This is a genomic window from Bradyrhizobium roseum (genome assembly GCF_030413175.1).
GTDB lineage: Bacteria > Pseudomonadota > Alphaproteobacteria > Rhizobiales > Xanthobacteraceae > Bradyrhizobium > Bradyrhizobium roseum.
On the sequence record NZ_CP129212.1, the window covers coordinates 2,576,782 to 2,602,451 of the forward strand.

Annotated in this window: 23 protein-coding genes; 7 read left to right on the forward strand and 16 right to left on the reverse strand. The window is 64.5% G+C overall.

What is annotated here, in order from left to right:
- Positions 1–5 precede the first annotated feature (5 nt).
- The 4 genes from QUH67_RS12110 to QUH67_RS12125 all read right to left on the reverse strand — a co-directional run bounded on the left by QUH67_RS12110 (position 6) and on the right by QUH67_RS12125 (position 4,184).
- On the reverse strand, positions 6–1,103 hold the full coding sequence (locus QUH67_RS12110; protein ID WP_300946917.1) for a hypothetical protein: 1,098 nt from the start codon (positions 1,101–1,103) through the stop codon (positions 6–8).
- Positions 1,096–1,518, reverse strand: coding sequence for a hypothetical protein (locus QUH67_RS12115; protein WP_300946918.1), 423 nt, complete (start codon positions 1,516–1,518; stop codon positions 1,096–1,098). Before QUH67_RS12115 ends, QUH67_RS12110 begins: the two co-directional genes overlap by 8 nt.
- A 47-nt stretch (positions 1,519–1,565) precedes the next feature.
- On the reverse strand, positions 1,566–2,534 hold the full coding sequence (locus QUH67_RS12120; RefSeq protein ID WP_300946919.1) for an alpha/beta fold hydrolase: 969 nt from the start codon (positions 2,532–2,534) through the stop codon (positions 1,566–1,568).
- A gap of 234 nt (positions 2,535–2,768) precedes the next feature.
- Positions 2,769–4,184, reverse strand: coding sequence for a TolC family outer membrane protein (locus QUH67_RS12125; RefSeq protein WP_300946920.1), 1,416 nt, complete (start codon positions 4,182–4,184; stop codon positions 2,769–2,771).
- 344 nt (positions 4,185–4,528) lie between these two features.
- Between QUH67_RS12125 and QUH67_RS12130 the strand changes: the two genes are divergently transcribed.
- Positions 4,529–6,382 carry an acetyl-CoA hydrolase/transferase C-terminal domain-containing protein gene (locus tag QUH67_RS12130; protein ID WP_300946921.1) on the forward strand — a complete coding sequence of 618 codons (1,854 nt, stop codon included), beginning with the start codon at positions 4,529–4,531 and terminating at the stop codon, positions 6,380–6,382.
- Positions 6,383–6,532: 150 nt separating this feature from the next.
- Here the strand turns inward: QUH67_RS12130 and QUH67_RS12135 are convergent, their stop codons facing one another.
- Together QUH67_RS12135 and QUH67_RS12140 are read right to left on the reverse strand one after the other, a co-directional pair.
- The gene (locus tag QUH67_RS12135; protein ID WP_300946922.1) at positions 6,533–7,312 is read right to left on the reverse strand and encodes an enoyl-CoA hydratase; all 780 of its coding nucleotides are present in this window, start codon (positions 7,310–7,312) and stop codon (positions 6,533–6,535) included.
- 98 nt (positions 7,313–7,410) lie between these two features.
- Entirely contained in the window at positions 7,411–7,881 is a 471-nt protein-coding gene (locus QUH67_RS12140; protein ID WP_300946923.1) for a hypothetical protein, read from the reverse strand.
- A 321-nt stretch (positions 7,882–8,202) separates the two neighbouring features.
- Between QUH67_RS12140 and QUH67_RS12145 the strand changes: the two genes are divergently transcribed.
- Together QUH67_RS12145 and QUH67_RS12150 are read left to right on the forward strand one after the other, a co-directional pair.
- Positions 8,203–8,748 (forward strand): sigma-70 family RNA polymerase sigma factor, encoded by a 546-nt coding sequence (locus tag QUH67_RS12145; RefSeq protein ID WP_300946924.1) that lies wholly within the window; start codon positions 8,203–8,205, stop codon positions 8,746–8,748.
- A gap of 1 nt (position 8,749) precedes the next feature.
- A complete protein-coding gene (locus tag QUH67_RS12150; protein WP_300946925.1) occupies positions 8,750–9,388 on the forward strand; it encodes a DUF1109 domain-containing protein in 639 nt (212 codons plus the stop codon).
- On the opposite strand, the gene QUH67_RS12155 is transcribed toward QUH67_RS12150, so the two are convergent.
- The gene (locus QUH67_RS12155; protein WP_300946926.1) at positions 9,378–10,508 is read right to left on the reverse strand and encodes a DUF2336 domain-containing protein; all 1,131 of its coding nucleotides are present in this window, start codon (positions 10,506–10,508) and stop codon (positions 9,378–9,380) included. The two genes, QUH67_RS12150 and QUH67_RS12155, sit on opposite strands and share 11 nt — an antisense overlap.
- Before the next feature lie 62 nt (positions 10,509–10,570).
- Complete coding sequence (locus tag QUH67_RS12160; protein WP_407080424.1) at positions 10,571–11,713, reverse strand: GGDEF domain-containing protein; 1,143 nt, start codon at positions 11,711–11,713, stop codon at positions 10,571–10,573.
- 422 nt (positions 11,714–12,135) lie between these two features.
- On the opposite strand from QUH67_RS12160, the gene QUH67_RS12165 reads away from it, so the two are divergent.
- The 4 genes from QUH67_RS12165 to QUH67_RS12180 all read left to right on the forward strand — a co-directional run bounded on the left by QUH67_RS12165 (position 12,136) and on the right by QUH67_RS12180 (position 16,253).
- Entirely contained in the window at positions 12,136–12,705 is a 570-nt protein-coding gene (locus QUH67_RS12165; RefSeq protein ID WP_300946927.1) for a sigma-70 family RNA polymerase sigma factor, read from the forward strand.
- A complete protein-coding gene (locus tag QUH67_RS12170) occupies positions 12,702–13,415 on the forward strand; it encodes a hypothetical protein (RefSeq protein WP_300946928.1) in 714 nt (237 codons plus the stop codon). Before QUH67_RS12165 ends, QUH67_RS12170 begins: the two co-directional genes overlap by 4 nt.
- Positions 13,416–13,450: 35 nt before the next feature.
- Positions 13,451–15,133, forward strand: a complete 1,683-nt coding sequence (locus tag QUH67_RS12175; protein ID WP_407080425.1) for a S8 family serine peptidase — start codon at positions 13,451–13,453, stop codon at positions 15,131–15,133.
- Positions 15,134–15,668: 535 nt separating this feature from the next.
- A complete protein-coding gene (locus QUH67_RS12180; RefSeq protein ID WP_300946929.1) occupies positions 15,669–16,253 on the forward strand; it encodes a TIGR03809 family protein in 585 nt (194 codons plus the stop codon).
- 11 nt (positions 16,254–16,264) lie between these two features.
- Here the strand turns inward: QUH67_RS12180 and QUH67_RS12185 are convergent, their stop codons facing one another.
- From QUH67_RS12185 to scpA, 8 genes are all read right to left on the reverse strand, one after another.
- Positions 16,265–17,635 (reverse strand): TIGR03808 family TAT-translocated repetitive protein, encoded by a 1,371-nt coding sequence (locus QUH67_RS12185; protein ID WP_300946930.1) that lies wholly within the window; start codon positions 17,633–17,635, stop codon positions 16,265–16,267.
- A 92-nt stretch (positions 17,636–17,727) separates the two neighbouring features.
- Positions 17,728–18,372, reverse strand: coding sequence for a pyroglutamyl-peptidase I (locus QUH67_RS12190; protein WP_300946931.1), 645 nt, complete (start codon positions 18,370–18,372; stop codon positions 17,728–17,730).
- Complete coding sequence (gene meaB, locus QUH67_RS12195; protein ID WP_300946932.1) at positions 18,369–19,361, reverse strand: methylmalonyl Co-A mutase-associated GTPase MeaB; 993 nt, start codon at positions 19,359–19,361, stop codon at positions 18,369–18,371. The genes QUH67_RS12190 and meaB overlap by 4 nt, the downstream gene beginning before the upstream one ends.
- A 52-nt stretch (positions 19,362–19,413) precedes the next feature.
- A complete protein-coding gene (locus tag QUH67_RS12200; protein WP_300946933.1) occupies positions 19,414–20,925 on the reverse strand; it encodes a tripartite tricarboxylate transporter permease in 1,512 nt (503 codons plus the stop codon).
- Between the two features lie 17 nt (positions 20,926–20,942).
- Positions 20,943–21,431, reverse strand: coding sequence for a tripartite tricarboxylate transporter TctB family protein (locus tag QUH67_RS12205; protein ID WP_300946934.1), 489 nt, complete (start codon positions 21,429–21,431; stop codon positions 20,943–20,945).
- A gap of 33 nt (positions 21,432–21,464) precedes the next feature.
- Complete coding sequence (locus QUH67_RS12210; RefSeq protein WP_300946935.1) at positions 21,465–22,460, reverse strand: tripartite tricarboxylate transporter substrate binding protein; 996 nt, start codon at positions 22,458–22,460, stop codon at positions 21,465–21,467.
- Positions 22,461–22,665: 205 nt separating this feature from the next.
- Positions 22,666–23,457: a DUF3298 and DUF4163 domain-containing protein gene (locus QUH67_RS12215; RefSeq protein ID WP_300946936.1), complete on the reverse strand. Its 792-nt coding sequence runs from the start codon at positions 23,455–23,457 to the stop codon at positions 22,666–22,668.
- A 41-nt stretch (positions 23,458–23,498) separates the two neighbouring features.
- The gene (gene scpA / locus QUH67_RS12220) at positions 23,499–25,655 is read right to left on the reverse strand and encodes a methylmalonyl-CoA mutase (protein ID WP_300946937.1); all 2,157 of its coding nucleotides are present in this window, start codon (positions 25,653–25,655) and stop codon (positions 23,499–23,501) included.
- Between the last annotated feature and the right edge of the window lie 15 nt (positions 25,656–25,670).

The window sequence follows — 25,670 nt, forward strand, 5'->3', positions numbered from 1 at the left end:
GCCCCTCAGTAATCATAGAAATGCTCGATGCTTGCGCCTTTGGTCTTGAGGTCGCGGTTGATGTCGACAAGTTGGCCGACCCTCGCTTTCAGGCCCGCGCGACGAAATCCGGGCCGGGCATCCAGCTCAAGCGAAAACAGTTCAGTCGTACCCTTGATGTCGAGTTTCGCGGCATCGGGGGCAATCACGGTGATGAGCATGTCGTGATTGCCGGCGATCTCCGCAAGTCTGATGCCCTGATCCAGCAGGCCCTGCAGGATTTCGCCGAACGCCTTGTAGCGCGGTGCCTGCACCAGCTGCCATTGCGCATCGAGCGCACGGATCGGTTTGATGCGCGGTTCCTTGGCCAGGGCCTGGGGCGATGCTGCGACCACGAACATGATATCGCGCGGCTCGTTGTCGCCGCCGGCATCAAGCGCCTTCTGGATCAGCGAGGCGTAGCCGATCTTGACGAAATAATCCGCGCCGAGCGCAAAATGGCGCTCCCAGCTGCGCAACGGGCTCGGCGTCGGCGCCGAGATCGCCATCAGGCCGTCGAGCTTTTCGCGGAACGGATATTTGTACCATGGGACGGTGTAGAGGAAGGCGGCGTAATCTTGCAGCACGGCGCGGCCGAACTCGTCCTGCGGGGTCAGCTTGTCGCCCCTGATCCACTCGAACGCGCGACCAACGGTGTTCTCGTAGAATCCCTTGACGGCGTATTCGACGGAATAGCTGATGCCGATGATGTAGATCATCGTCTTCACTTCGGTCAGCGATTCACCCGTCGCGGGCACCGCGCGGTTGATGGTGCAGAAACTCCGCCAGAACCCGAAGATGTGACCGAGATAGCCGAACTGGCTTTCGCTGGCGCGATCGAGGAAGCGGCCGAAGTCCTCGAAGGAATAGACGATGTACCATTCGGGGAAGGTGAAGAAGGTATTGTTCAGCTTGCGCCGGTAGCCGGGCTCGTCGATCGCCGGCAGGGTTACCGCCGATGCATTGGTCGATGCGACGGCGGAGGAGGGGCGGCACGTGCCCTCAATGTAGACGAGCGGCAAAAACACCGTCAGCGCGATCAGGATCGCGATGACAGCCAGGAAGCGGCGTAACCACTTAAGCATGCGCAACCGACCGCGTCCGCGGCGCCAGCCCATAGCCGATCAGGATCGCCACGCCGCCGAGGCCGAGATGCGGCGCATTGGCGAAGAACCGCGTCGCGAGCGGCAAATCGAGGACGCCGTTGATCAAGATGCCGAAATCGAGATAGCCGCTGCCGGTCAGCAGGCCGAGCACGCCATCGGCAAAGTAGAACGCACCGAACAGTCGGAAGAACAATTCCGAGGCGCGGCGCGAGGTGATCGCCGCGGCTGCCGCCCACAGCGCCGAAACCAGATGCAGCCCGTCGGCGTACCAGGTGCGGCGGAACAGGCCGAAGATCATGTCGTTGGCGTCGATGAAAGCCGGGATATAGCCGGTGAGGATCACGAAGCCGAGCAGGGCGGCATAGCCCCAGGCGCATAGTCTGATGATGTCCATGATGTCTCCGGCGGCGATCTTCGGGGCATGTCGAATCTCGGGCTATTTTAAAGTTTTCCGAGGGTCTTGAGCAGGGCGTCGTTGAACATGGCGGGGTCTTCGATCTGCGGAATGTGGCCAAGTCCGGGCAGCAGGGTCAGGTTGGTTTGCGGTGGCAGCAGTGACCGCAGGTCAAGGGCCTGCTCAACGGGCGTGATCGTGTCCTTGTCGCCCCACAGGATGGCGACGGGGATTTGCAGCTTCGCATAGGCGGTACGGTCCGCGCTCGTCGCACCCGTGTCGGCGCCGAGAAAATAATACAGCCAGTCGGCGATGTCGCTCGTGCTGTCGCGCTGCGTCAGCGGCCGTTGCAGGATTGCGACATACTCCGGCAGCGCGCGCTCCTTCTTCGCGATCATCGATTTGAGCAGTGGTTCTGTCGCCACCGGATTGGTGATGGTCAGCGACACCAGAATTTCGCGGATCCATTGCGGCCGGATCACCCAGGGTGCGTCCGATGGCGCGGCCATCAATCCGAGCGCCGCGTCGACCAGCACCAGCGCGCGCGCCCGGTCCGGATAGCGCATCGCGAGTTCAGTCGCCGCACCGGCGCCGAAGGAATGACCGACGATGATGGCGGGCGGCGCCTTCAGCGCGCCCAGCACATCGCTGATCCGGTCCGCCTGATCCTGTCGGGTGTAACGGCCGGGGCGGTCGGAAAATCCAAACGGCGGTAGATCGAGCGCGATGACATGAAATCCGGCCGCTGCGAGTGCGTCGCTGGTGTGCCGCCACAGTTCGCTCCACGCCGCCGTGCCGTGAAACAGCACCACGGGAACGCCATCCGCCGGACCCTTCTCCTGCACGAACACGCCGCCGGAGCGCGTCGGCACCAGCTGGCCGGTGCGCGGCGCCAGTTGGGGGCGTGTGGCGGTTTCGCGTATCGACGCGGCGATGCGGAACGAGGCGATCACGAGGATCAAGGCCAGCAGCAAGACCAGCAGGCCGTTGCCCGACCAGCGCAGAAGTTTCGTCACCACGGGGCCTCGTAAAATCGATCGAAACGGGGGCGGAAACGGAAACTGCATGAGGCAAGCAAGATTGCTTGGCGACAGAATACACCCGTCATGATCAGTGTCCGGTTAACACGCTTGCCGTCATTCCGGGATGGTCCGAAGGACCAGACCCGGAATCCATCTACCGGCATAACGTGCCGTCACGATGGATTCCGGGTTCGATGCTTCGCATCGCCCCGGAATGACGCGTGCCGTTTACTGCCCTGACGGCGTCCGCAGGCCGTGCCAGGCATCGCGCACCTGGTGATAGTGCACCTCCGGCAGATAATCCGGCGTGTTGAGGCCGAGGTTCTTGACGTCGAGCCGGCCGATCGCGCTGAGCAGGGTGTACGACGCGATCACGCGATCGCGCTGCGCGCCGATCAGCCGGGCCTTGGCCAGTATCAAATCCTGCTGCGCGTTCAGCACGTCGACGGTGGTGCGCTGGCCGCCGGCAGCCTCCCGCTGTACGCCCTGCAGGGCAACGGTGGCGGCGCGGACCTCGGCCTCGGACGCAGTGACCGCAACCTTGGCGCCTTCATTGGCGACCCAGGCACCGACCGCCGCGGTGCGGGCCTGGTTGCGGTACTGGTCGAGCACCAGCCGGCTCTGGCTGGCGATTTCCTTGGCCTGTCGGGTCTGTGAGGCGGCCAGGCCGCCATCATAGATCGGCTGGTTCAACTGGGTGGTCACCGAGGCCTGGTCGGTACCAAACGTGCCGAGCGTCGGATCCGACTGCCGGGCGCGGCTGGCGCTGCCCTGCAGCGTGATCGTCGGCAACAGGCTGCCTTCGGCGACGCGGATCGTGGTGGTGGCGACATCGAAGTCGTAGCTCGCCGCCATGACAGCCGGATGCTGGCGGAAGGCAAGCCCGGTGGCGTCATCGCGGCTGCGCGGCGCCAGGCGGTCCACGGTATCCGCGGGGCGGAGCAGGGTGGGTGCGTTGCCGATCACCTGGGTATAGGTCGCCTGGCTGACCGCAAGGTTTACCTCGGCGGCGTTCAGATCGGCGCGGCCGCGGGCGAGGCGCGCCTCGGCCTGCGCGGTATCGGTCGGCGTGACGTCGCCGGCATTGAGGCGCTTCTGGGTGATGCCGAGCGTTTCCTGCAGGAAGGCGACGTTGGCGCGCTGCGCTTCGACCAGAGACTGGTTGGCGAGCACATTGGTGTAGACGGTGACGGCATCGAGCAGCACGCCCTGGCCGACATTGCGTAGCGCCTCGCGGCCGGACTGCACCTGCAGTTCCGCAACGCGAACGCTGTTGGCGGTCCTGAACCCGTTGAACAGCGTCTGGGTCACGGTCACGCCAACGGTCCAGGGTTTCAGGTTCGCAGACTGGATCGTGTTGTCCGGGAGCAGGTTCCGTACCGCCTGGAAACCGGCGGACAGCGTCGCGATGATTTGCGGCCTATACCCTGAAAGGGCCTGCGGCACGTTCTCGTCGGTGGCGCGCTGGCGAGCACGTTCGGCGTTGAGCGCCGGATTGGTCTGGTAGGCCTTGGTCAGCGCCTCGGGGAGGCTTTCGCCATGTGCGGCCGGTGACGCCAACGCAAAGTACGCCGCTGCAAGGCAAACGCCCGATCGAAGCAACCGCCATTTAACGAGGCCAACCCTCGCGGCACGCCTAGCCATTTGATCCCGTAGCCAACACAAGAACGTGATAACCCTGCTTCGAGCCATCGCACTCTATCTGCTTGTTTGAACATGACCTTCAGGGAACGCCGGTCACCCGTCGTTCCAGATCATGTATGGTTTGCCCGCCCCGCCGACATCCTCGGCTCGTCTAGCTGTTTAGGCGGCGTCGCCGCTACAGGCAAACTGCCGCGCGACATCAGTACACTGATTCAGTGAATTCAGCGCTTGGCTGTTGCGGGTTCGTCACAGGCGAATTTCAACGGTAACATGCGCTACGCTTCACTGGCTGGCGTCCGATTCGGGGCGGTTGGCTCTCCAGGTTTGCCCCGGGTCCGCAACTGATGCCAAAGCTGTTTTCCGATCCCGAAGCGATCGCGGAGGATATCATCCGCGATGTTGGAACCAACCTCGTGGTGGGCCTGCCGCTCGGTCTCGGCAAGGCTAATCATGTCGTCAACGCGCTGTACGCACGCGCCGCTGCCGAACCATCGATCAAGCTCACCTTGTTCTCGGCGCTGACGCTGGAAAAGCCCCGGCCGTCAAGTTTGCTCGAACGGCGCTTTATCGGCCCGGTGATCGACCGCCTGTTCGGCGGCTATCCGGATCTTGCCTATGCCGGCGCGCTGCATGCCGGCAAGTTGCCGCCCAACGTCGAGGTGATCGAGTTCTTCTTTCTCGCCGGTAAATGGCTGCGCGTGCCGCCTGCGCAGCAGCATTACATCTCCGCGAACTATACCCATGCCTCGGCCTACCTGCTGTCGCGCGGGCTGAACGTGGTCACCCAACTGGTCGCGAAACGTGTCGTGGATGGCGAGACGCGTTACAGCCTGAGCTGCAACACCGACACCTCGCTCGACATCCTGCGCGCACGGCGCGAGGGCCGGGCATCGTTCAGGCTGATCGGCCAGGTCAATTCCGAACTGCCCTTCATGCCGGGCGCCGGCGATCTGCCGGCGGATGAGTTTTCGGCGGTGCTCGATAGTCCTGCGACCGACTTCCCGCTTTTCGCACCGCCGGCCGAGCCCGTGAGCGACACCAAATACGCGATCGGACTTCATGCGGCCAGCCTGGTGCCTGACGGCGGCACCTTGCAGATCGGCATCGGGCAGGTCGGCGATGCGCTGGCGCAGGGCTTGATCGTTCGTCACCGCGACAACGCGCAGTTCCACGCCATCATGAAGCGGCTTGCGCCGGGAACAGAGCCCGCTGAGGGCGGGCCGTTTTCGAAAGGGCTTTATGGGGTCAGCGAAATGCTGATCGAGGCATTTCTCGGCCTGATCGACGCCGGCATTCTCAAGCGCGAGGTCGATGGTGCGACGCTGCACGGCGCGTTCTTCCTTGGGCCCAAATCGTTCTACCGCGCGCTGCGCGAGATGCCGGCCGAGCAACTCGCGCGCATCCAGATGATGCCGGTCTCCTTTACCAACCAGCTCTATGGCGACGAGCATGCCAAGCGTCACGCCCGCCTCGATGCGCGCTTTGTCAACACCGCGATGATGGCGACGCTGATGGGGGCCGCCGTTTCTGACGGGCTTGAGGACGGCCAGGTCATCAGCGGCGTCGGCGGCCAGTACAATTTCGTTGCCCAGGCGTTCGAGCTTGAAGGCGCGCGCTCGATCCTCGCGCTGGAATCGACACGGCAGGCGGGCCGCAAGACGCTCTCCAACATGCGCTGGAACTACGGCCACCAGACCATTCCGCGGCACCTGCGCGATGCGTTCATTACCGAATACGGCGTTGCCGACGTCAGGGGTAAATCGGACGCCGAGACCATCGCTGCGATGCTGGCGATCACGGATTCCCGCTTCCAGGATGAACTGGCCAAGGTCGCCAAGGATGCCGGCAAGCTGCCGAAGGGTTTTGATATTCCGCGCAGCCATCGCGAGAACTATCCGGAGCGGATTGCAATGGCCTTGAAGCCCGCGCGCGAGGCCGGGCTGCTGCCCATATTTCCGTTCGGCAGCGACTTCGACGCCGTCGAGCAGCGGCTGATCCCGGCGCTGCAGCTTTTGCGCGAAGCGCAGCGCACGCCGCTCAATTTGCCCGGCTTGCTGTGGCAGGGCATGACGCAGCCGCCGGACGGCGCGAATCTCGAATGCCTGGCGCGGCTGGGTCTCGACACGCCGACAACGTTTGCCGAACGCGCCTATCGCGCGCTGGTCAATGCGGCGTTGGCGCGGAGTGGCGGAAAATAGTCTCTGGTCGTCCCTGCGAACGCAGGGACCCATAACGACCGGGCGTGGTTGTGTATCGCGATATATCCTCCACCGTCGCTTCAACATGACCGCCGCGGCGTATGGGTCCCTGCGTTCGCAGGGACGACGTGGGGAGGGAGCGGGGGTCGGCTACCTGTTCTTGTTCACTGGCTTTCGCTTCTCGATGAACGCCGCCATGCCCTCGGCGCGGTCTTCCAGCGCGAAGGTCGAGTGGAACAGATTGCGCTCGACATTCATGCCTTCCGACAGCGGTGTTTCGAACGCGCGGTTGATGGCTTCCTTGGCCATGGCCGCCGCGGGACGCGACATCGAGGCGATCTTTTCCGCCGCCGCCATCGACTCTTCCATCAGCCTGTCCGCCGGCACGACGCGGCTCACGAGGCCGGACCGTTCGGCTTCCGCCGCATCCATCATCCGGCCGGTGAGGCAAAGATCCATCGCCTTGGATTTGCCGATCGCGCGCGTCAACCGCTGCGTGCCGCCGATGCCCGGGATGGTGCCGAGCGTGATTTCCGGCTGGCCGAATTTGGCAGTGTCGGAGGCGATGATGATGTCGCACATCATGGCAAGCTCGCAGCCGCCGCCGAGCGCATAGCCGCTGACGGCGGCGATGGTGGGCTTGCGGCAGGTCGCAACGCGGCCGCCGCCGATCGCGGCAAAATCGCTTGCGAACATGTCGATGAAGCTCTTCGGCCGCATCTCCTTGATATCGGCGCCGGCGGCGAACGCCTTCTCACTGCCGGTGATCAGGATGCAGCCGATATTGTCGTCGGCCTCGAGGCCATCGACGGCCGCCGCGATTTCGCGAAACACGCCGAAAGACAGCGCATTGAGCATTTTCGGCCGATTCAGCGTGATGATGCCGACCGCGCCTTTGCTCTCGACAATGATGTGTTCGAACGTCGCCATGATCCACCCCGCGCTACGATTTGGCAGGCAATGTGCCCGCTGCCGGGGTGGGCATCAAGTGGGGCCGGACGGGGCATGCCCACGTCCGGAAATCGTTGCTAGGCCATGAACATGCGCGCGGCCGATGCCACGGTGAGCAATGCGCCGATGGCGATAAATATCTTTCCGATCATGGACGTCTTGTCCAGCGTCGAACTGTCGTTGCTCGCCGCCTGGGCATCCGGCGACGCTCTGGAGGTCGAGGCCAGAACAACCCCCTGCGTGGTCGCCGTAACCGGCTGTTCGGTAGGGGTCAATGAGCGGTCGAAGGTGTTGGGCTGGTCGGCGGCAACCGCGCCGGGCTCGGCCGGCGTCTCGGTCTCAGTCGACTTGTCAGCGGTGGCCTGCAGGGCGGTATTGGCTTTTTCGGACGTGGCCGCCGACATGCTCCTCGCGCTGTCGGGCGGCGCGTCGGCTGCCGTCATCTGCGCGTTGGCGACCCCATCGGCCGCTGCCGCGGACAATGGTCCGGCAAAGCTCATCAAAAGCCCTGCCGCAAAAATCAAGGCCGCGCTGGCTTTGACCGTCATGTTAAATCTCCCCTTAGCCACTGCCCAGTGCCGAAATGAGACCCTGCCGATGTCCACAGCGCGGCAGAAAAAGGGAATCTTCGGGTAGCAGCGGGCAAAACCGAGGCAATCTCGTTCGCGCCGGGTGTGGGTTCCGGAGTAGGGATGCGAGCCCGCGGAATCGATGTTATGAGCCTGCCATCTGTACAATCGGCCGTTTCGATTCCTCTTCGAAACGAAGCCGTCCGCGACTGGCACCGACGACTTCATCACGAATTCGTGATCAGTTGACGATAGTGTAACAATTTAAAGGGCCGGCCGAACTTCAGGGGTAGGAGCGCTGTGCGCGAACGGAATGACGAATGGACCGACCTGATGCGGTCGGCCATTGCAGGCGACAGTGCGGCGTATCATCGCCTGCTCAAGGCCGTCACGCCGGTGCTCCGCGCCGCGGCGCGTCGCGGCCTGGCGCGAGCCGGGCAACCGGTCGATCAGTCCGAGGATATTGTGCAGGATATTTTGCTGGCGGTCCATCTGAAGCGGCACACCTGGGACGTCAGTGCCCCGTTTGCCCCGTGGCTGTTTGCGATCGCCCGCAACAAGCTGATCGACGCGTTGCGCCGCCGCGGCCGGCGCGTCTTCGTGGACATCGACGATTTCGCCGAGAAGCTGCCGGGCGAAGTGCCGGCCGAGATCGCCCCGGCAAGCGAGGTCGCCGCCCAGCTTCAGACGTTGCCGGCGCGGCAGCGCGACGTGCTGCAATCGATCGCGGTCGAAAGCGCGTCGATCAAGGATACGGCCGCGAAATTTTCCATGAGCGAGGGTGCGGTGCGGGTGGCGCTGCACCGCGGGCTTGCCAGCCTGACGGCGAAGCTACGGGAACGGTGAGATGGATACCGATCAACTCATTCGAACGCTGGCAGCCGACAACCCGCACCGGACGCGGCCGGTCGGCTTTGCGCTGATGCTGGCGCTGCTGGCCGCGGCGCCGGTGTCGCTGTTGATGTTCTTCACCGAGCTCGGCATCCGGCCCGACGTGATGGTCGCGATGCGCAACCCGTTCTTCGACCTGAAATTCGCGGTGACGCTGGCGCTGGCGATTGCGGCGATCGCCGTCAGCCTGCATCTGTCGCGGCCCGAGGCCTCGCTGCGCGGATTCGGCTGGCTCTTGCTGGCGCCGGTCGGGATTTTGACCGCAGCGATCGGCGGCGAGATGATGATGCCGCAGCGCCTGCCGATGATGACGCGGCTGGTCGGCAAGAATTCATGGGTTTGCATGGCCGCGATCCCGCTGCTGTCGCTGCCGCTACTGGCCGGCGCGCTGATCGGGCTGCGCCGTGGTGCGCCGGCGCGGCCGGCGGTCGCCGGCGCCGTCGCGGGAATGTTGTCGGCGGGACTGGCGGCGACGCTCTACGCCTCGCACTGCACGGACGATTCGCCGTTGTTCGTGGCGTTCTGGTACACGATCGCGACCGCGCTCGTGAGTGCGGTCGGCGCGCTCGCGGGAGCGAAGCTGCTCAGATACTAGGTACCGGCGTGCCGGGCGCGTTCTGCTGCATGCGATGGAACCGCAGCACCTGATGGGCCGTCGAAGGCCGCAGCCGCTCGTAGGTGTCCTGGCAGGCGGATAGGTCGGTGGGTTCTTCCGCGCCCGACAGCTTGTCTCGCATCTTGATGATGGTCCTGACCGTCGGCCACGACAGCCCAGCGACCTTCGCCAAGATCATCACGCCTTCGGTCCGGCTCTCGATCATCATGTTCTCGGCGATCGCCACCGGCACGTTGGCCAGTGCGGCGATCGAGGCGTTGGCCTCGTCGAATTTCCCTGCTGCGGCGAACGACGCCAGTTCGGGTTCGTCGAGCCTCCCGTCCTCATGCAGCGACTTGATCAGAGCGTGCGCAATCTCGGTATTCTTGGTGATCGTCGAGGTCGCCGAACGCGCGCGGCGCGTCGCCTCCTTGACCACGTTCGGCACCGCGGCCGCTTGCTGCGGGTTGGCGGCTTCCAGCCGCTGGCGCACCGTGTTCGAGGCTTTGGCCAGAAGCCTCAAGTAGAGGTGGCGTGGCATGGACGGGCGGAGGCCGATGCTGGCGGCGAGATCGTCGTCGCCTTCGGCGCGGTCGACGAGACGGGTGAAACCGTTCTCGGTGAATTCAGCGCCCGGATTGTTCACGGTCGACTGCACCACCTCGTCGTTGCCGCGCTGGACCAGCACGTCGGTCACCGCGCCGCTCAGGACCTTTCGGGTCGAAATCGCCATCAGATGCGCCTGGCTCTTGCTGCGCGCATTTTCGATCAGGGTCTTGTCGTCGAGCCGCGTCGATTGCGACAGCACCGGGCCGGCCACTTCGATGACGTCATCGAAGGCCAGCGCCCGGATGGTGAGCGGCGGCGCGGTGTCGATCGGAGCCAGGCGATTGGAGAGCAGCATCCTGGCCGAGGTTTCGATGTGATCGATCATGAACTGGAAGACGTCGTCGAACACCCCGACCTGTTCGTTCGAATAGTCGCCTGCGCCGTTGATGAAGAGGTCGGTTACCCGGCGCAGGGTCTCCACCCGGCGCGCGACGGTGCCGTGCGCAAGCGTGGACTGCAACTCGTCGAGCAGGGTTGCGGGGGAGGCAGACTTGGCGGATCTGGAAATCATGACTCTGTCCTGGAACAAAATCGGCGGCGGTTTCTCCGCCGTCGGAGCTGAAATATATCGGATCAGGCGCAGTTGATGCGGTTGCGTCCCTGTGCCTTGGCTGCATAAAGTGCGCTATCGGCGCGCGCGAGAAATAGGTCTGAGCTCTCGTTCGGTTTCAATGTTGCAACGCCCGCTGACATCGTCACCCTCATACCGGTCGAGAACGCGCTCCAGTCGAGATCGGCGATGATCGCGCGCAGCCGATCGAGCGCGCGCATGGCCTGGTCGGCGTCCATGTCGGGCAGCACCAGCAGAAATTCCTCGCCGCCATAGCGGCCGAACCGGTCGACGCTGCGGATGTTGGCGAACATGGTGATCGAGAATGTCCGCAGCACCTCGTCGCCGGTCGGATGGCCGTAGGCGTCGTTGATGCGCTTGAACCAGTCGAGGTCGATCAGCGCGATGGAGCAGGGCGACCCGGTGCGGGCGGCCCGCGCAATCTCTTCCTCCAGCATCCGCATGATGCAGCGCCGGTTGGACGCGCCCGTCAATTCGTCGAGTTCGGCCAACTCCTCTATCCGCTTGTACGCCGCCTTCAGTTCGAAGCTGCGGTCGTAGAGCATCTTGCGCATGGAGCTGCCGTACAGTCCCACGAAGGCGCACTGTCCGATCGTAAGGACGAACGAAAGCATGGCTGCGACGCGTTCGGTCTGGGTGGTGATCGGCAGGCCGATCGGTGTGCTGGCAAACAGGAAGATTGGTGCCAGGCCAATTATGGTGAGCGTCCAGGACACGATCGCCTGCCGCGACGTCATTCGTAGCCCGCCGAATCCGAAGATCAGGAACACCACACTCAGGAAGACAAATCCGATTCCCGGCTCGGCGAGCAGGAAACAGAGCTGGAGGGCGACGTGGCCGGCTATCTGGAAACTTGTCAGGTAATGGTCGCGGAAGCGGTCGTTGAAGCCGGCTTCCGACATGACGACAAAGATACCGACCAGCCCGACGCCGAAAATGAAATATGCCGCCGGGATGATCAGCGGGATGGTGCCTGCGTAGCAGTAGGCCAGCAGCACGAAAGTGATCAATGCGTAGCTGACGGCCTCGACACCGAGCATGTGGCGGCGCTGGCCGACACGGCGTTTCAAGACGTCCGGCGGCAGTATCGGCGCGGCCGATCTATGGGGGCTTTGCCCCTGAAGCAATGAAGCCGCGATGCTCATGTCTCGTCGCTGTTGAAGGTGCTGGACGAAACTTTAGGCAATAAAGCCTTTAGGTTTGGTATCTTTTGACCTCGAATCGGGTGCGTCAAAACCCGGCCATTGCACTGTTTTCGCAACGGAAATCTGCTGTTTTCCGATAGTGCGGGACCTGCTTCTGTGTGAGAAGCCCGGTTGGCAGGCGGGTGCTGCCCTGCCCGCAAAGCCTTGCTAAGGTTCCGGGGTGGCACGTCTTTAGGAAAGTGTTTCCCTATTATGGTACCAACTCGGGATTTCAGCTCATCTTCGTCGGGAAAGTGGCTCGGCTGTGTCCGTCTGTGCGATAGATCACATATGTTGTCCGGGCATTGCCGCAATGTGAAGAATCTCACCGTTCACATCGAACCGCCGGCCCGTCCCGTCAGACCTACTTTGCGAGACGGCCATTGAACGCGACACAGGCGGCTTCAGACGAAATTCTGATCGCTCGGATCGCCCAAGGCGACCGGCTCGCCATGCAGGTGCTTTACGGAAGGCATCATGTCAGGGTGTTCCGTTTCGGGCTTCGGCTCGTAAGGGATGAGCAGATTGCGGAAGACCTCATCAGCGAGGTTTTTCTCGATGTGTGGCGTCAGGCCGGCAAGTTCGAAGGCCGATCCGCCGTTACCACCTGGCTCCTGGCGATTACGCGGTTCAAGGCGCTTTCGGCACTTCGGCGCCGCAAGGACGTTGGACTGGACGACGAGACTGCGAACGCGATCGAGGATACTTCCGACGATCCGGAAGTGGTGGTGCAGAAGAAGGATACGGGTGAAACGTTGCGCAAGTGCCTGACGGCGCTTTCGTCAGATCATCGGGAGATCGTCGATCTCGTCTACTACCACGAGAAGTCCGTGGAAGAGGTGGCCGAAATCGTCGGTATTCCGGAGAACACCGTTAAGACGCGCCTGTTTTATGCGCGCAAGAAATTGGCCGAGTTGCTCAAGGCAGCCGGCGTAGAGCGAGGTTGGCCATGATGGCGGCGAGCAAGAAAATGCTGGATGAAGAGCCCAGCGAAATCGAGATGCTGCTGCCGTTCCATGCGGCCGGCACCTTGAGCGCGCGCGATGCACGCCGCGTCGAGGAGGCTCTTTCCAGCGATCCCGCACTGGCGCGGCAATACGCCGTCATCCGCGAGGAATATGCCGAGACGATCAGCCTCAACGAGAGCCTCGGTGCGCCGTCCGCGCGCGCCATGCAGAAGCTGTTTGCCGCGATCGACGCCGAGCCCGCGCGCAAGCCGTCGGCGTCGATCCGTCTGTCCGCCCGGGTGTCGGAGTTTTTCGCAAGGCTGTCGCCGCGTACGCTGGCCTGGTCGGCGAGCCTCGGCGCCATCGCGCTGCTGCTGCAGGCCGGCGTGATCGGCGCTGTGCTGATGAAGAACCAGAACGCTTCGTTCGAGACCGCTTCGCTGAGCCTGAACGAGCCATCGTCCGGGCCTATTACCCGCGATCTCGGTGGCAGTGCCGCGCCGACGCGTGCGCTGGTGCGGTTTGCGCCGGAAGCGCGTATTTCCGACATCACGGCGTTGCTCGATACTTACCAGGCCTCGATCGTCGACGGCGCCAAGGGCGGCATGTTCCGCCTGCAGTTCGGCAACCGGGCCCTGAGCAAGGACGAGGCGGCCAACCTGCTCGCCAGGCTGGGGCGCGAGAAGATTGTCAGCCTCGCGGTGGCCACGCCTTAAGGCGCGCGACCGGCGTCCCGGGAGGGCCGAAGTCCATGGTTCACGATGGCCTTAACTGGCTGACGAAGGTGCGCCGCACGGCATTGATCCTTTCGGCGTCGCTTGTGCCACTGATCGCTTTCGTCGCCTCGGAGGGCCGTGCGCAAAGCGTGATGCGCACGCCCAATCTCAATGTCGGCTCCCGGGTGCCCACCATCAATCCGGTGGCGCCACGAACCACCCCGAACATCGCAGCCCGGCCGGACTTCGGCGTCATGGCGCGGCCGCACTCGGATCTCGGTGGGCGCTCGACACTGTCTGCGGGTCGATTCCCGACCAATTCCAGATCGACCTGCCAGGGCGCTGGCGGCGGCGCGGACGGCGAATGCCTGGCGACATCGGCTGACAGCGGCAAGGGTGGTTCCGGCAAGACTCTGGCGAGGAAGGGAAAGGGCGGGTCGGAAAAGGGCAGTCCGCAGGCCGCGTTCAATCTGCGTTCCGTTCCTAACGAACTCGTTGCGGAAATCGACGGCGCCTTGTCCACCGCCGAGGCTGATGAACTGGCACGGCGTCACGGCCTGGAGCGCATCGCCTCGCAAAATTTTCCGCTGATCGGCGGCACCATCGGCCTGTTCCGCATCGTCGACCGGAGGCCGGTGGACGTGGTGCGCCGCGAACTCGCCGCCGACGGCAGCGTGCGTTCGGTACAGCTCAATCTCCTTCACTTCCTGCAGCAGACGAAGAAACCCGCGATGGAGGGCGATGCCGCGCAATATGCCGTCGCCCAGCTCAGGCTGCCGCAGGCGCATGCGTTCGTCCGCGGCATGAACGTGACGATCGCGGTGATCGATTCCGGGATCGATGCCAGACATCCCGAACTCGCCAATTCCGTCGCCGACAGTTTCGACGCGCTCGGCAGCAGCGAAGGTCCGCATATCCATGGAACCGGGATTGCCGGCGCGATCGTGGCGCACGGCAGGTTGATGGGTAGCGCGCCGGAGGCGCGGCTGCTCGCGATCCGCGCCTTCGGCAAGGGATCGAAGGGCCCGGAGAGCACGTCCTATGTGATCCTGAGAGGATTGAACTACGTCGCCGAGCACGGCGCACAGATCATCAATATGAGCTTTGCCGGTCCGAAGGACCCGCTGATCGAGCGCGGCATCGCGGCGACCGCTGCCCGTGGCATCCTGATGGTGGCTGCGGCCGGCAATGCCGGGGCGAAATCGCCGCCGCTCTATCCCGCCGCCTATCCGAATGTGATCGCGGTAAGCGGAACCGATGCGCAGGAAAGACTTTTTTCGGCCTCGAACCGGGGCAGCCACATCGCGGTCGCCGCACCCGGCGCGGATATCTTCCTGCCCGCGCCGGACGAAAAATATCAGATCACATCGGGCACCTCGTTCTCGGCCGCCTATGTCAGCGGCGTCGCGGCGCTGATGCTGGAGCGTAATCCGGCATTGAAGCCGTCCGATGTTCGCGCAATCCTGACGAAGACCGCCCGCGATCTCGGTGTGCCTGGTCGTGACGATCAGTTTGGCGCAGGGGAGGCCGACGCCTTTGCCGCGGTTACCGCCGCAGCCGCAGCGCTGGCGGTTCCGCTGGCCTCGACCGGCAAGCCTGCGGGAGAAAAGACGCCGGCGCTCGATCCGTCCGCGGATAACGCTTCCGTGAGCCGGGCGCTGAATGACTCTCCGCCATCGATGGCAGCGGAAAAATCGGCGGCAAACGCTGCGAAATAGCCTGCTGCGCGGTCATTTTCCGGTAATGGCTCCGGATCATAGGGTAAAAAAATCGCCGGCCGCTTTGAACGTTCGGCGATGGGGCTGCGACTTATTGATGTGGGAGCGGTAATCCCTCCCCATCGGCTATATTAGGCGCGAGCGCCCATCCACCCCAAGCGCCCATATGGCTTGACCCGTCCGGTTGTCCCCCCGGACGGGTCTTTCATTTTCCCAACGAATACCGAACGTGTGGTCGCGCGCAACGCGCGTGAACACTCCGCCTCGCTTTCCGTCGCCGATGCGGCGTACAATTTTATCGTGCGTTTATCGGTGTAGACAACGCATGGTGCGTGACGCGATCATGCCGCACACCCTTCGAATGTGGATAGCTGTGCCAATACCCGTAATTGTGCGGGCACCTTTTGTTGTTCCGTGCTTCCGTAGTTTTCGCGCACTAGACAACGAAAAAGTTTTCCACAGAATATCCCAGTACTCTCCAAACTGATTCGTCGCTGGTTGCGTCTGCGTCCGTCTCTCTCTTACGGGCTAATTTATGGCACACCCTGCAGACGTCGCGCGCGGCCGCAACATCGTTGCGCGCTGGTGCAACCTGGCCGAGCGACGGTTGGAACACCTCACCGAACTGTTTGAGAGCGGGCGCTGGCGCCGATATCACAGCGAGCGCGAATTTCTCGAAAACATCCAGGAAGCCAAGGTTGCCGTGGAAACCTGGCGCGATCTGCTGAGCCGCGAAGCCGCGCTCGACAACACGGCGATCGACCTGACCTGGCTCGGCCGCCGCCGAACCACCCCGCTGCCGTTGACACCGCTGCCGCGCGATCAGGGACTTCATCAGCCGATTGTGCAGCTTAAGCCGAAACCGGCGCCTGCCGTCGTCGCGGCCGCGGTCGCCGCAACGCCTGTTGTCACACCGCCTGTCGTCGCGGCGCCCGTGATCGCGGCGACGCCGTTCCGCGAGGTGCCCGCCGACGTCCTGGTCGCACTGGAAAGCCAGCTCGTGGCCGCGGACGAGGCACGTTCCGCGCCGGATGGGCTGGGGCTCGATGAAATGCAGTTCCCCGCGCTCGATCTCGACGCCATGAAGGATCGGTATCCGCTGCTGCGCAACGCGCTGTAACTCGGCGCGTGCTACCGCCGCACCGCATTGCCGCCGACCACCACCTGCGCGTAACGCTGCGCGCCTTCGGCCGACAGATCGGTCGTGATGGTGCGGGCGTGATCGAGGCCGACCACGGCGCCGCGCGGGGTTCCTGAAATCATGTTGTTGTTGACCAGCGCCGTGCCGGCGCCCGGCAGCACCGAGACCCCGACGCCGACGAAGGCGTTGCGGATGACGTTGCCCGTGATGGCGACGTCGCGGAGATATTTGCCCCAGCCGGCGATGATCCCGAACGAGGGGGCGTTTTCGACCACGTTGCCGGTCACCGATGAGTCCGCCTCGACATAGATGCCGATCCCGGCGTCGTCGTCCGGCGCGGTGCCGATCGGCCGTTTTGGCAGGAGATTGCGAATGATGTTGCCCTGGACGACGGCGATGCGCCCGCCCTCGTTGAAGTTGCACACGGAGACGCCGACCGCGGCCCCGTCCACCGTATTGTTGGCGATCACGGCGGCCTCGAAGGCGAACTCCGAATAGAGCGCGACCTCGCGGACATTGCTGACGCTGTTGTCGGTGATGTGGATGTTCGATGCCGAATTGCCGCGCACCGCGGAGTAGTCGCAATTCTTGATCCGATTGCCGCGCACGATCACATTGCCGGCGCGAAACGCGTTGATGGCGTTGCCGTATTGCCCGGAGCCGCCGGGGCCGGCCTTGATGTCCTCGATGCGGTTGTCGAGGACGAGCGTGCCGTCGTCGCCGATCGAGGTGCGCAGGATCTCGATGCCGTTGTCGTTGGTGCCACTGATGGTGTTGCGCGAGACGATCAGGCCCTTTGCGTCGAAGGAAACGACGGCGGTGGTCGCGATCCTGGTAAAGATGTTGCCGGAGACGTCGCCCGAAACCTGCTCCAGCCAGATGCCGTTGCCGCCGCTATCCGATAGTTCGCAGTCGACGATGCGGACATCGCGTCCGCCGAGGCAATGTACCAGTCCGCGCCGCTCGGGCAGCGGAATTTTGCCGCCGTCGAGACTGATGCCGGTCAGGCCGATGCTGTTGCCGCCTTCGCTCTGCAGCATTGAAGCCCCACCACTGAAGACCAGCTTCGTTGCGCCCCGCACGCCAACCAGTTGCGTACCGCTTTGCAGGCGAAGCAAGCCGGTGCGATAGACCCCTGGCGGCAGCGCCAGCGGCACTTGCGCGCGGGCGGCCTCGTCGATCGCGCGCTGCAGCTTTGCGGTCTGGTCGTCGGGGCTGCCGGGACGCACGCCATATTGCGAGACGTCGCGCCCGAGCGTGGCGGTCAGGGGCGCGGCACGCGCAGCGTCGGGCGACATCGCCAGCGCGCCGGCGACCCCGGCGGCGGATCCTCCAATGAGACGGCGGCGGTTCATGTCCATGCGGAACAGGTATCGCGAAAACGCGGACAAGCATGGTGAAGACGGCAACGGACCGCGGCGATTGTTAGGGGTAGGGTTAATGTTGGGTAGGCCTACGCAGACCGTCGCGCCAGCCTCACCATTTCCAGCAACATGGCCTCGCCGGCATCGACCAGTTCGTCCAGCGTGATCCGCGAAAATCCCCTGCGCTGGACGGCGCCGCCGCGTGCCAGGGGCGGGATGTGGATGAAGGCGGCGAGGCGCGGGCCGTTGGCTGTCTCGACGGCCTCGATCGCGCGCCAGCTCAGATAGTTGCAGAGATAGCTTCCGGCATCGCGCGAGGCGCGGGCGTCGATCCCGGTGGTCCGGGCGGCGCGCAGCAGCTTTGCGGTGTGCGGGCCGAACCTCCGCGCGCCGGCGCCGTCGGCGATCGATCCCTTACGCGACCGGGTTTGCGCGGCGTCGGGCCACAGCATGGTGACGGCATTGCGGGCGCGGGTCTCGATCCGGAGAAATCCGGTGCGGCCGGCGAGACCGAACATCAGCAGCGCGTGCGGCTTGTGTTGTGCCAACGCGATCGGCAATTCCCGATCGACCGCCGTGTAGGTCACGGGAAAGATATGACTGGAGAGTTCGACATCGCTGAAGGCGGGGCGCCGCAGCTGCGTCAGCCGCGCCACCAGCGGCTGCGTCGGGTTGTACGGCGCGCCGGGAAACGGGCCGAAGCCGGTGACGAGAATGCGAAGCTTTTCGCTCACCGCAGCCACTCCGCGATCTGCTCGGCGGCGACCGCGGGTGCGATTCGGCCGTCGGCCACCTCGGCCTCGGTCTTCTTCACCCTGGCGCGAACCGCCGGATCGGCGCGCAAACGGGCCATCATCCGCTGTTCCAGCATCGACCACATCCATTTTACCTGCTGCTCGCGCCGCCTTGCTGCGAACTCGCCCGAGGCGTTCATGGCGGTGCGGTGATCGAGGATCTTCTGCCACAGCGCATCCATCCCGGTGCCGGTCAGCGCCGAATAGGTTAGCACCGGCGGATGCCAGTGCTCGGAGCGGGGGCTCAGAATATGCAGCGCGCCGCGATATTCGGCCGCCGCCAGGTTGGCGCGCTTGATGTTGTCGCCGTCGGCCTTGTTGATGGCGATCATGTCGGCGAGTTCGACCAGGCCCTTCTTGATGCCCTGCAATTCGTCGCCGGCGCCGGGCAGCATCAAGGCAAGAAAGAAATCGGTCATGTCGCAGACCGCGGTCTCGGACTGGCCGATGCCGACGGTTTCCACCAGCACCACGTCGAAGCCGGCCGCCTCGCACAGCAGCATCGCCTCGCGGGTCTTGGCGGCGACGCCGCCGAGCGTGCCTGACGAGGGCGAGGGCCGGATGAAGGCGGCGTCCGAATTCGAAAGCCGCGCCATCCGCGTCTTGTCGCCGAGGATCGAGCCGCCGGTGCGGGCCGAGGAGGGGTCCACCGCCAGCACCGCGACCTTGTGGCCGCGCCCGATCAGGAACATGCCGAGTTCATCGATGGTGGTGGATTTGCCGACCCCGGGCGAACCGGTGATGCCGACGCGGATCGCCTTGCCGGTGTCCGCCAGCAGCGCCTGCACCAGATCACGCGCCGCCGCCTGGTGATCGCCGCGCCGGCTCTCGACCAGCGTGATCGCGCGCGCCAGCGCCGCGCGCTGGCCGGAACGGAGGTCGTCGGCGAGTTTCCCGATATCGGGGGACGGATTCTTCGGCAGGGTCATGGCTTGGTTTACAACGCCCACGCCATGCAGGCGAGGGGGCCCTGCGCGTCCCTCAGCGCGCCGATGCGCCCGCGGGCGCCGTTCCCCTGGCCTTCCGCCATACCCAGATCAGCAACGGCCAGATCAGCGCACCGATCGCCATGGCGGCGAGGATCGCGGCGATCGGCCGCTCGAAGAACGGAAATATGCTGCCGTCGGACTTGATCAGCGACGTGACGAAGCTCTGCTCGATCATGGTGCCCATCACGATGCCGAGCACCATCGCGGCGACCGGATAGCCGTTTTCTTCCATGACGTAGCCGATGATCCCGAAGGTCGCGACGGTGACGACGCCGAACATGTTGTTGCCGATGGCAAAGGAACCGACCGCGCAGCACAGCATGATGACCGGCATGATGCTGGAGCGTGGCGCGCGCAGCACGTGGCTCGCCAGCCGGATCATGATGATTCCCAGCGGAATCATGATGATGTTGGCGATGATGAACATCAGATAGATCGCGTACATGCTCGACGCTTTTTCGGTGAATAGCGTCGGGCCGGGGTTCAGGCCCTTCATGTAAAGCACGCCGATCGCGATGGCCGCGATGGTGTCGCCGGGAATGCCGAACAGCAGCGACGGCACCCATCCCGAGGCGATGCTGGCGTTGTTGCTGGCGCCGGCCTCGACCAGGCCCTCGACATGGCCGGTGCCGAATTTTTCCGGCTCCTTGGAAAAGCGCTTGGACATCGCGTAGCTGACCCAGGCCGCCATGTCGGCGCCAGCGCCCGGCAAGACGCCGATGATGATGCCGATGATATTTCCGCGCGTCATCTGCCAGTGATACTTCTTGGTCAGCCGCCACTGGCCCGCCATGATGCTCCCGAATTTGCGCTTCGGGATCGGCGGCGGCTCCGGCGTCAGCATCGCGCGCATCACCTGTGCCACGGCGAAAACGCCGACCAGCGCCGGGATCGGTTCGATGCCGCCGAACAGGTCGGTGATGCCGAACGTGAAGCGCGGCACGCCGCCGGGATTTTCGATGCCGATGCAGGCGACCAGCAGTCCGATGAACATGCTGGCGATGGCCTTCACCGGCGAGGAGCGGGCGACCAGCGTGGCGCACATCAGGCCGAGCAGCGCCAGCCAGAAATATTCGAACGTCGAGAACGACAGCGCGATTTCGGCTAGCGGCGGCGCCAGGATCATCAGCGACAGCGTGCCGGCGATGCCGCCCACGGCGGAGAACCAGACGCCCGCGCCGAGCGCCAGTTCCGCCTCGCCCTTGCGCGTCATCGCATAGGCCTCGTCGGCGTAGGCCGCCGAAGCCGGGGTGCCGGGAATCCGCAGCAGCGCGCCGGGGATGTCGCCGGAGAAAATCGCCATCGTGGACGCCGCGACGATGGTCGCGATCGCCGCGATCGGCGACAGATAGAAGGTGACGGGGACCAGCAGCGCGGTCGCCATGGTCGCGGACAGGCCGGGGAGCGAGCCGATCACAAGGCCATACACCGAGGCCGCGAACATCGCGATGATGACTTCCCAGGTGGAAATGAGCGCGAACGCGTCAATCAGGGTTTTGAGCATCGGTCACCAATCACCAACTACCAGGGCATCGGCAGCAGCCCGATGGGCAGCGGCACGCGCAGCAGTTTCGAGAAAATCAGATGGACGCCGATCGGCGCCAGCACGGCGAGCGGCAGCGACAGCTTCCAGCGGGCGCCGAGCGCGGTCGAGGTCACGAATACGATCAGCGCGGCCGTGATGATGAAGCCGAGCCGGTCGGCGACCGCCACATAGAACAGCAGTAGCGCCGGCGGCAGCAGCGCGCGAAGCCCGTAGAACCGGCCGGGCGGCGCCGGCTTGGGCTGGTCGCCCTCGACCGGGATCAGCTCTTCTTCCTCTTCGAAGGAGTGCCCGATCCCGAATGCGATGGCGAGCCCGCATAATGCGAGCCCCGTTCCGATCACCAGCGGAAACACGTTGGGCCCGACCGGCTGCCCCGGCACCGGCGGCAGCTGCCAGCCGCCATAGGCCGCAGCCGCGCCGAGGCCAACGAGAAACAATCCCGTGACGCGATCGGGAAGACGCATGGACGAACTCCGCGGATTGACGATGAAGCGCGATCAGGCCTTCGAGAGGCCGGCGGCTTTCATCGCCACACCCATCTGGGCGTCGCCCTTGTCCATGAATCCGGCGAATTCGGTCGCGTCACCCCAGACGGTACCAAAACCGCGGTTGCTCATGAACTCCTTGAATTCCTTGGAGTCGTAAACCTTCTTCAGCGCCGCGGTGAGCTTGGTCGCGACGTCGGCCGGCAGGCCTTTCGGGCCGGCGATGCCGCGCCACGCCCCGGTCGAATAGTCGATGCCCATGGCTTCCTTCAGCGTCGGCACGTCGGGGAAGGCGGGATTTCGGGCCTTGGCCATCACGGCGAGGCTGCGCGCCTTGCCGGCCTCGATGATCGCGCGCGCTTCCGGCACCGAGCAGGTGGTGAGGTCGAGGCCGCCGGCAGCGAGATCCTGCATCGCGGGCGCGGCGCCGTTCGACGGCACCCAGGCAACATGATTTGGCGCCAGGCCCATCGCCTGCATCCAGCCCACCAGCGCCAGATGCCAGATGCCGCCCTGGCCGGTGCCGGAGGCCTTGAACTTGCCGGCGGGTGCTGCCTTGATGGCGTCGGCGAGTTCCTTGACGGTCTTGTAGGGCGATCCCGAACTGACCTGGATGCCGGGCGGATCCTCGTTCATCAGCGCCAGCGGCGTGTAGCTCTTGGGTGCCAGTTCCGTGAGCCCCTGCCAGTGCATCATCGAGATTTCCACCGTCAGCATGCCGATGGTGTAGCCGTCGGGCGCCGCGGTGGCGATGGCGGAATGGCCGACCACGCCGGAGCCGCCGGTGCGGTTGACGACGTTGAACGGCTGGCCGAGGTCTTTCTCCAGCAGGGCTGCTACGATGCGCGCGGTGGCATCTGTGCCGCCGCCGGCGCCCCACGGCACGATCACGGTCACCGGACGCGCCGGATAGGCCTGCGCGAAGGCCGGCTTGAGGCCGAAACCGGCGACAGCCGCCGCAGCCGCTGATGAAGCCGCAAACGCACGGCGCGTGATCTTTCTGGACATCGCGATCCTCCCCTGCGGCGCCCGTGAGTCCGGGCGCTCTTGTCATGTCCCGCATTGTAGGCGGCTTTGCGCCGCGCTCGCAAGCCGTTGGCCGATCGAACGGTTTCATGGCAGACGGGGCATCTCGCCACATCCGGAAATCGGGTGGCGGCGGTCGGACCACCCGAAATAGGCAGTCATATGCGGCTCAGTCATTGAGCCGCGATCATTGCGGCCGGTCTTCGTCGTGCTTCGGCCGCGCTCCGCCGAAAATCCTGACGCCTTCGGGGGTCAGGTACGGCCGCAAGGTCTCCCACGGCACGAAGGCGACATAGGCGCCCTCGGCGTAGGAGCCGACCGCGTAAGGCGAGTAGTGAAAGGTCAGGCCGGAGCTCTTGCCTTTCACGGTCGATGGCGCCAGCGACACCGGCCCGATCTTGAGCAGCTTTGGCTCGATGGCTTCGATGGCGCTGACATCGAAGTCTTCCAGCCCGCGCTGCTTCTTTTCGGTCTTGAGCGAGGCCACGACGCCTAGCCGCATCGCCTTCAGCGTCTGACCGCTGTCGTCCGTTTCGGTGAAGAACGGTCGGATGCTGATGCGTTTGCCGGCGGTTTTGTCCCACAGGATCGTGTCCGTCGAACTGTTGGGATGCGCGCCGCCGGTGTTTTCGTAATCGTTCCTGACGATGCTGACATAGCGGCCATCGACCACCGAGCGCGTCTCGTATTTTCGCTCCATGGTCCAGGGACCGTTGGGGAACAGTTCCGGATTGCTCTCGTGATCCTTGTCGGCTTCGGCGCGGTTTTTCTCCGCCCACTTCCTGCCCTCGGCCACGCTGTTCGCGGCAAGCGCAGGGTCGGCCTTGATCTTCGCGTCGAGGAAAACGCTGGCTTCGAGCGCTTTGGTCTTGATGGAAATGTCCGGTTTGGGTTCGGCGGCGAGGGCGACGCCCAGCGCCGCCATGCACGCGACGGCGCCGGCCAGAACGACGGTTCTAGAAAGTCTAAGCGATGTCATGCCGCGCACGGGCAATCCTTTGCGAGACGCTCGACGATGAACTACTCCGCCGCCTCGCTATGCCCCAACCGCGCGTTGAGCTTGTGGATCAGCTCTTCGGCGGCATCCGAGATCACGGTGCCGGGCGGGAAGATCGCTTCGGCGCCGGCCTTGTACAGCGCGTCATAATCCTGCGGCGGTACCACGCCGCCGATGATGATCATGATGTCCTCGCGGCCGTGCTTCTTCAGCGCGGCCTTGAGTTCGGGCACGGCCGTAAGGTGCGCCGCCGCCAGCGACGAGACGCCGAGGATATGCACGTCGTTCTCGACCGCCTGCCGCGCCGCCTCGTCGGCGGTGGCGAACAGCGGCCCGATATCGACGTCGAAGCCGACATCGGCAAAGGCCGACGCGATCACCTTCTGGCCGCGGTCGTGGCCGTCCTGGCCGATTTTGGCGACGAGGATACGGGGGCGGCGGCCCTCGGCCGTCTCGAACGCATCGATCAGTTCCTGCACCTTCTCGACCCGGTTGGACATGGCGGACGCCTCCCGCTTGTAGACGCCGGTGATGGATTTGATTTCGGCGCGGTGCCGCCCGAACACCTTTTCCATCGCGTCCGAAATTTCCCCGACGGTGGCCTTGGCGCGCGCGGCGTCGATGGCGAGCGCGAGCAGATTGCCGTTGCCTTCGCCGGCGCTGCGCGTCAGCGCGGCGAGCGCCGCATCGACGTCCTTCTGGTCGCGCTCGGAGCGCAGCCGCTTCAGCTTGTCGATCTGCAGCCGCCGCACGGTGGAATTTTCCACCTTGAGCACGTCGATTGGGGCCTCGTTGACCGGCTTGTATTTGTTGACGCCGATCACCGCCTGCCGTCCGGCGTCGATCCGCGCCTGTGTCTTGGCGGACGCTTCCTCGATCCGCAATTTCGGCACGCCCGCCTCGATCGCCTTGGCCATGCCGCCGAGCGCCTCGACCTCCTGGATGTGGCCCCACGCCTTGGCCGCGAGATCGCGCGTCAGCCGTTCGACATAGTAGGAGCCGCCCCAGGGATCGATGATGCGGTTGGTGCCGCTTTCCTGCTGCAGGAACAGCTGCGTGTTACGCGCGATCCGGGCCGAAAAGTCCGTCGGCAGCGCCAGCGCCTCGTCGAGCGCGTTGGTGTGCAGCGACTGCGTATGGCCTTGGGTCGCCGCCATCGCCTCGATGGTGGTGCGCATCACGTTGTTGAAGACGTCCTGCGCGGTCAGCGACCAGCCGGAGGTCTGGCAGTGCGTGCGCAGCGACAGCGAGCGCGGATCCTTCGGGTTGAACGGCTTCAGCAGCTTGGCCCACAACAGCCGCGCCGCGCGCATTTTGGCGACTTCCATGAAGAAGTTCATGCCGATCGCCCAGAAGAACGACAGCCGCGGCGCGAAACGATCGACATCGAGGCCGGCGGCGAGACCAGCGCGTAGATATTCGACGCCGTCGGCCAGCGTATAGGCGAGCTCGAGATCCTGCGTCGCGCCGGCTTCCTGCATGTGATAGCCGGAGATGGAGATGGAGTTGTACTTCGGCATTTTTTGCGAAGTATACGCAAAGATGTCGGAGATGATCCGCATCGAGGGCGTCGGCGGATAGATGTAGGTGTTGCGCACCATGAACTCTTTCAGAATATCGTTCTGAATGGTGCCCGACAATTTCTCCGGCGGAACGCCCTGTTCCTCGGCCGCCGCGACGAACAGCGCCAGGATCGGCAGCACCGCGCCGTTCATGGTCATCGACACGCTCATCTGGTCGAGCGGAATCCCCGAGAACAGCGTGCGCATGTCGTAGATGGAATCGATGGCGACGCCCGCCATGCCGACGTCGCCGGTGACGCGCGGATGATCCGAGTCGTAGCCGCGATGGGTGGCGAGGTCGAACGCGACCGACAGACCTTTTTGTCCGGCGGCAAGGTTGCGGCGGTAGAACGCGTTGGAATCTTCCGCCGTGGAGAAGCCGGCATACTGCCGGATGGTCCAGGGCTGGTTGACATACATGGTCGGGTAGGGGCCGCGCAGATACGGCGCGATGCCCGGCCACGTCTCCAGGAAGTCGATGCCTTCGAGATCGGCCTCGCTATAGCCAGGCTTGACCGGGATGCCCTCGGGTGTCAGCCACGGCTCGGCGTTGCCGGCTGGCTGCGCGGGCGCGACGGATTCAAAGGCGATATCTGCAAAATTAGGTATGCGGCTCATGGTATCCATCATAGC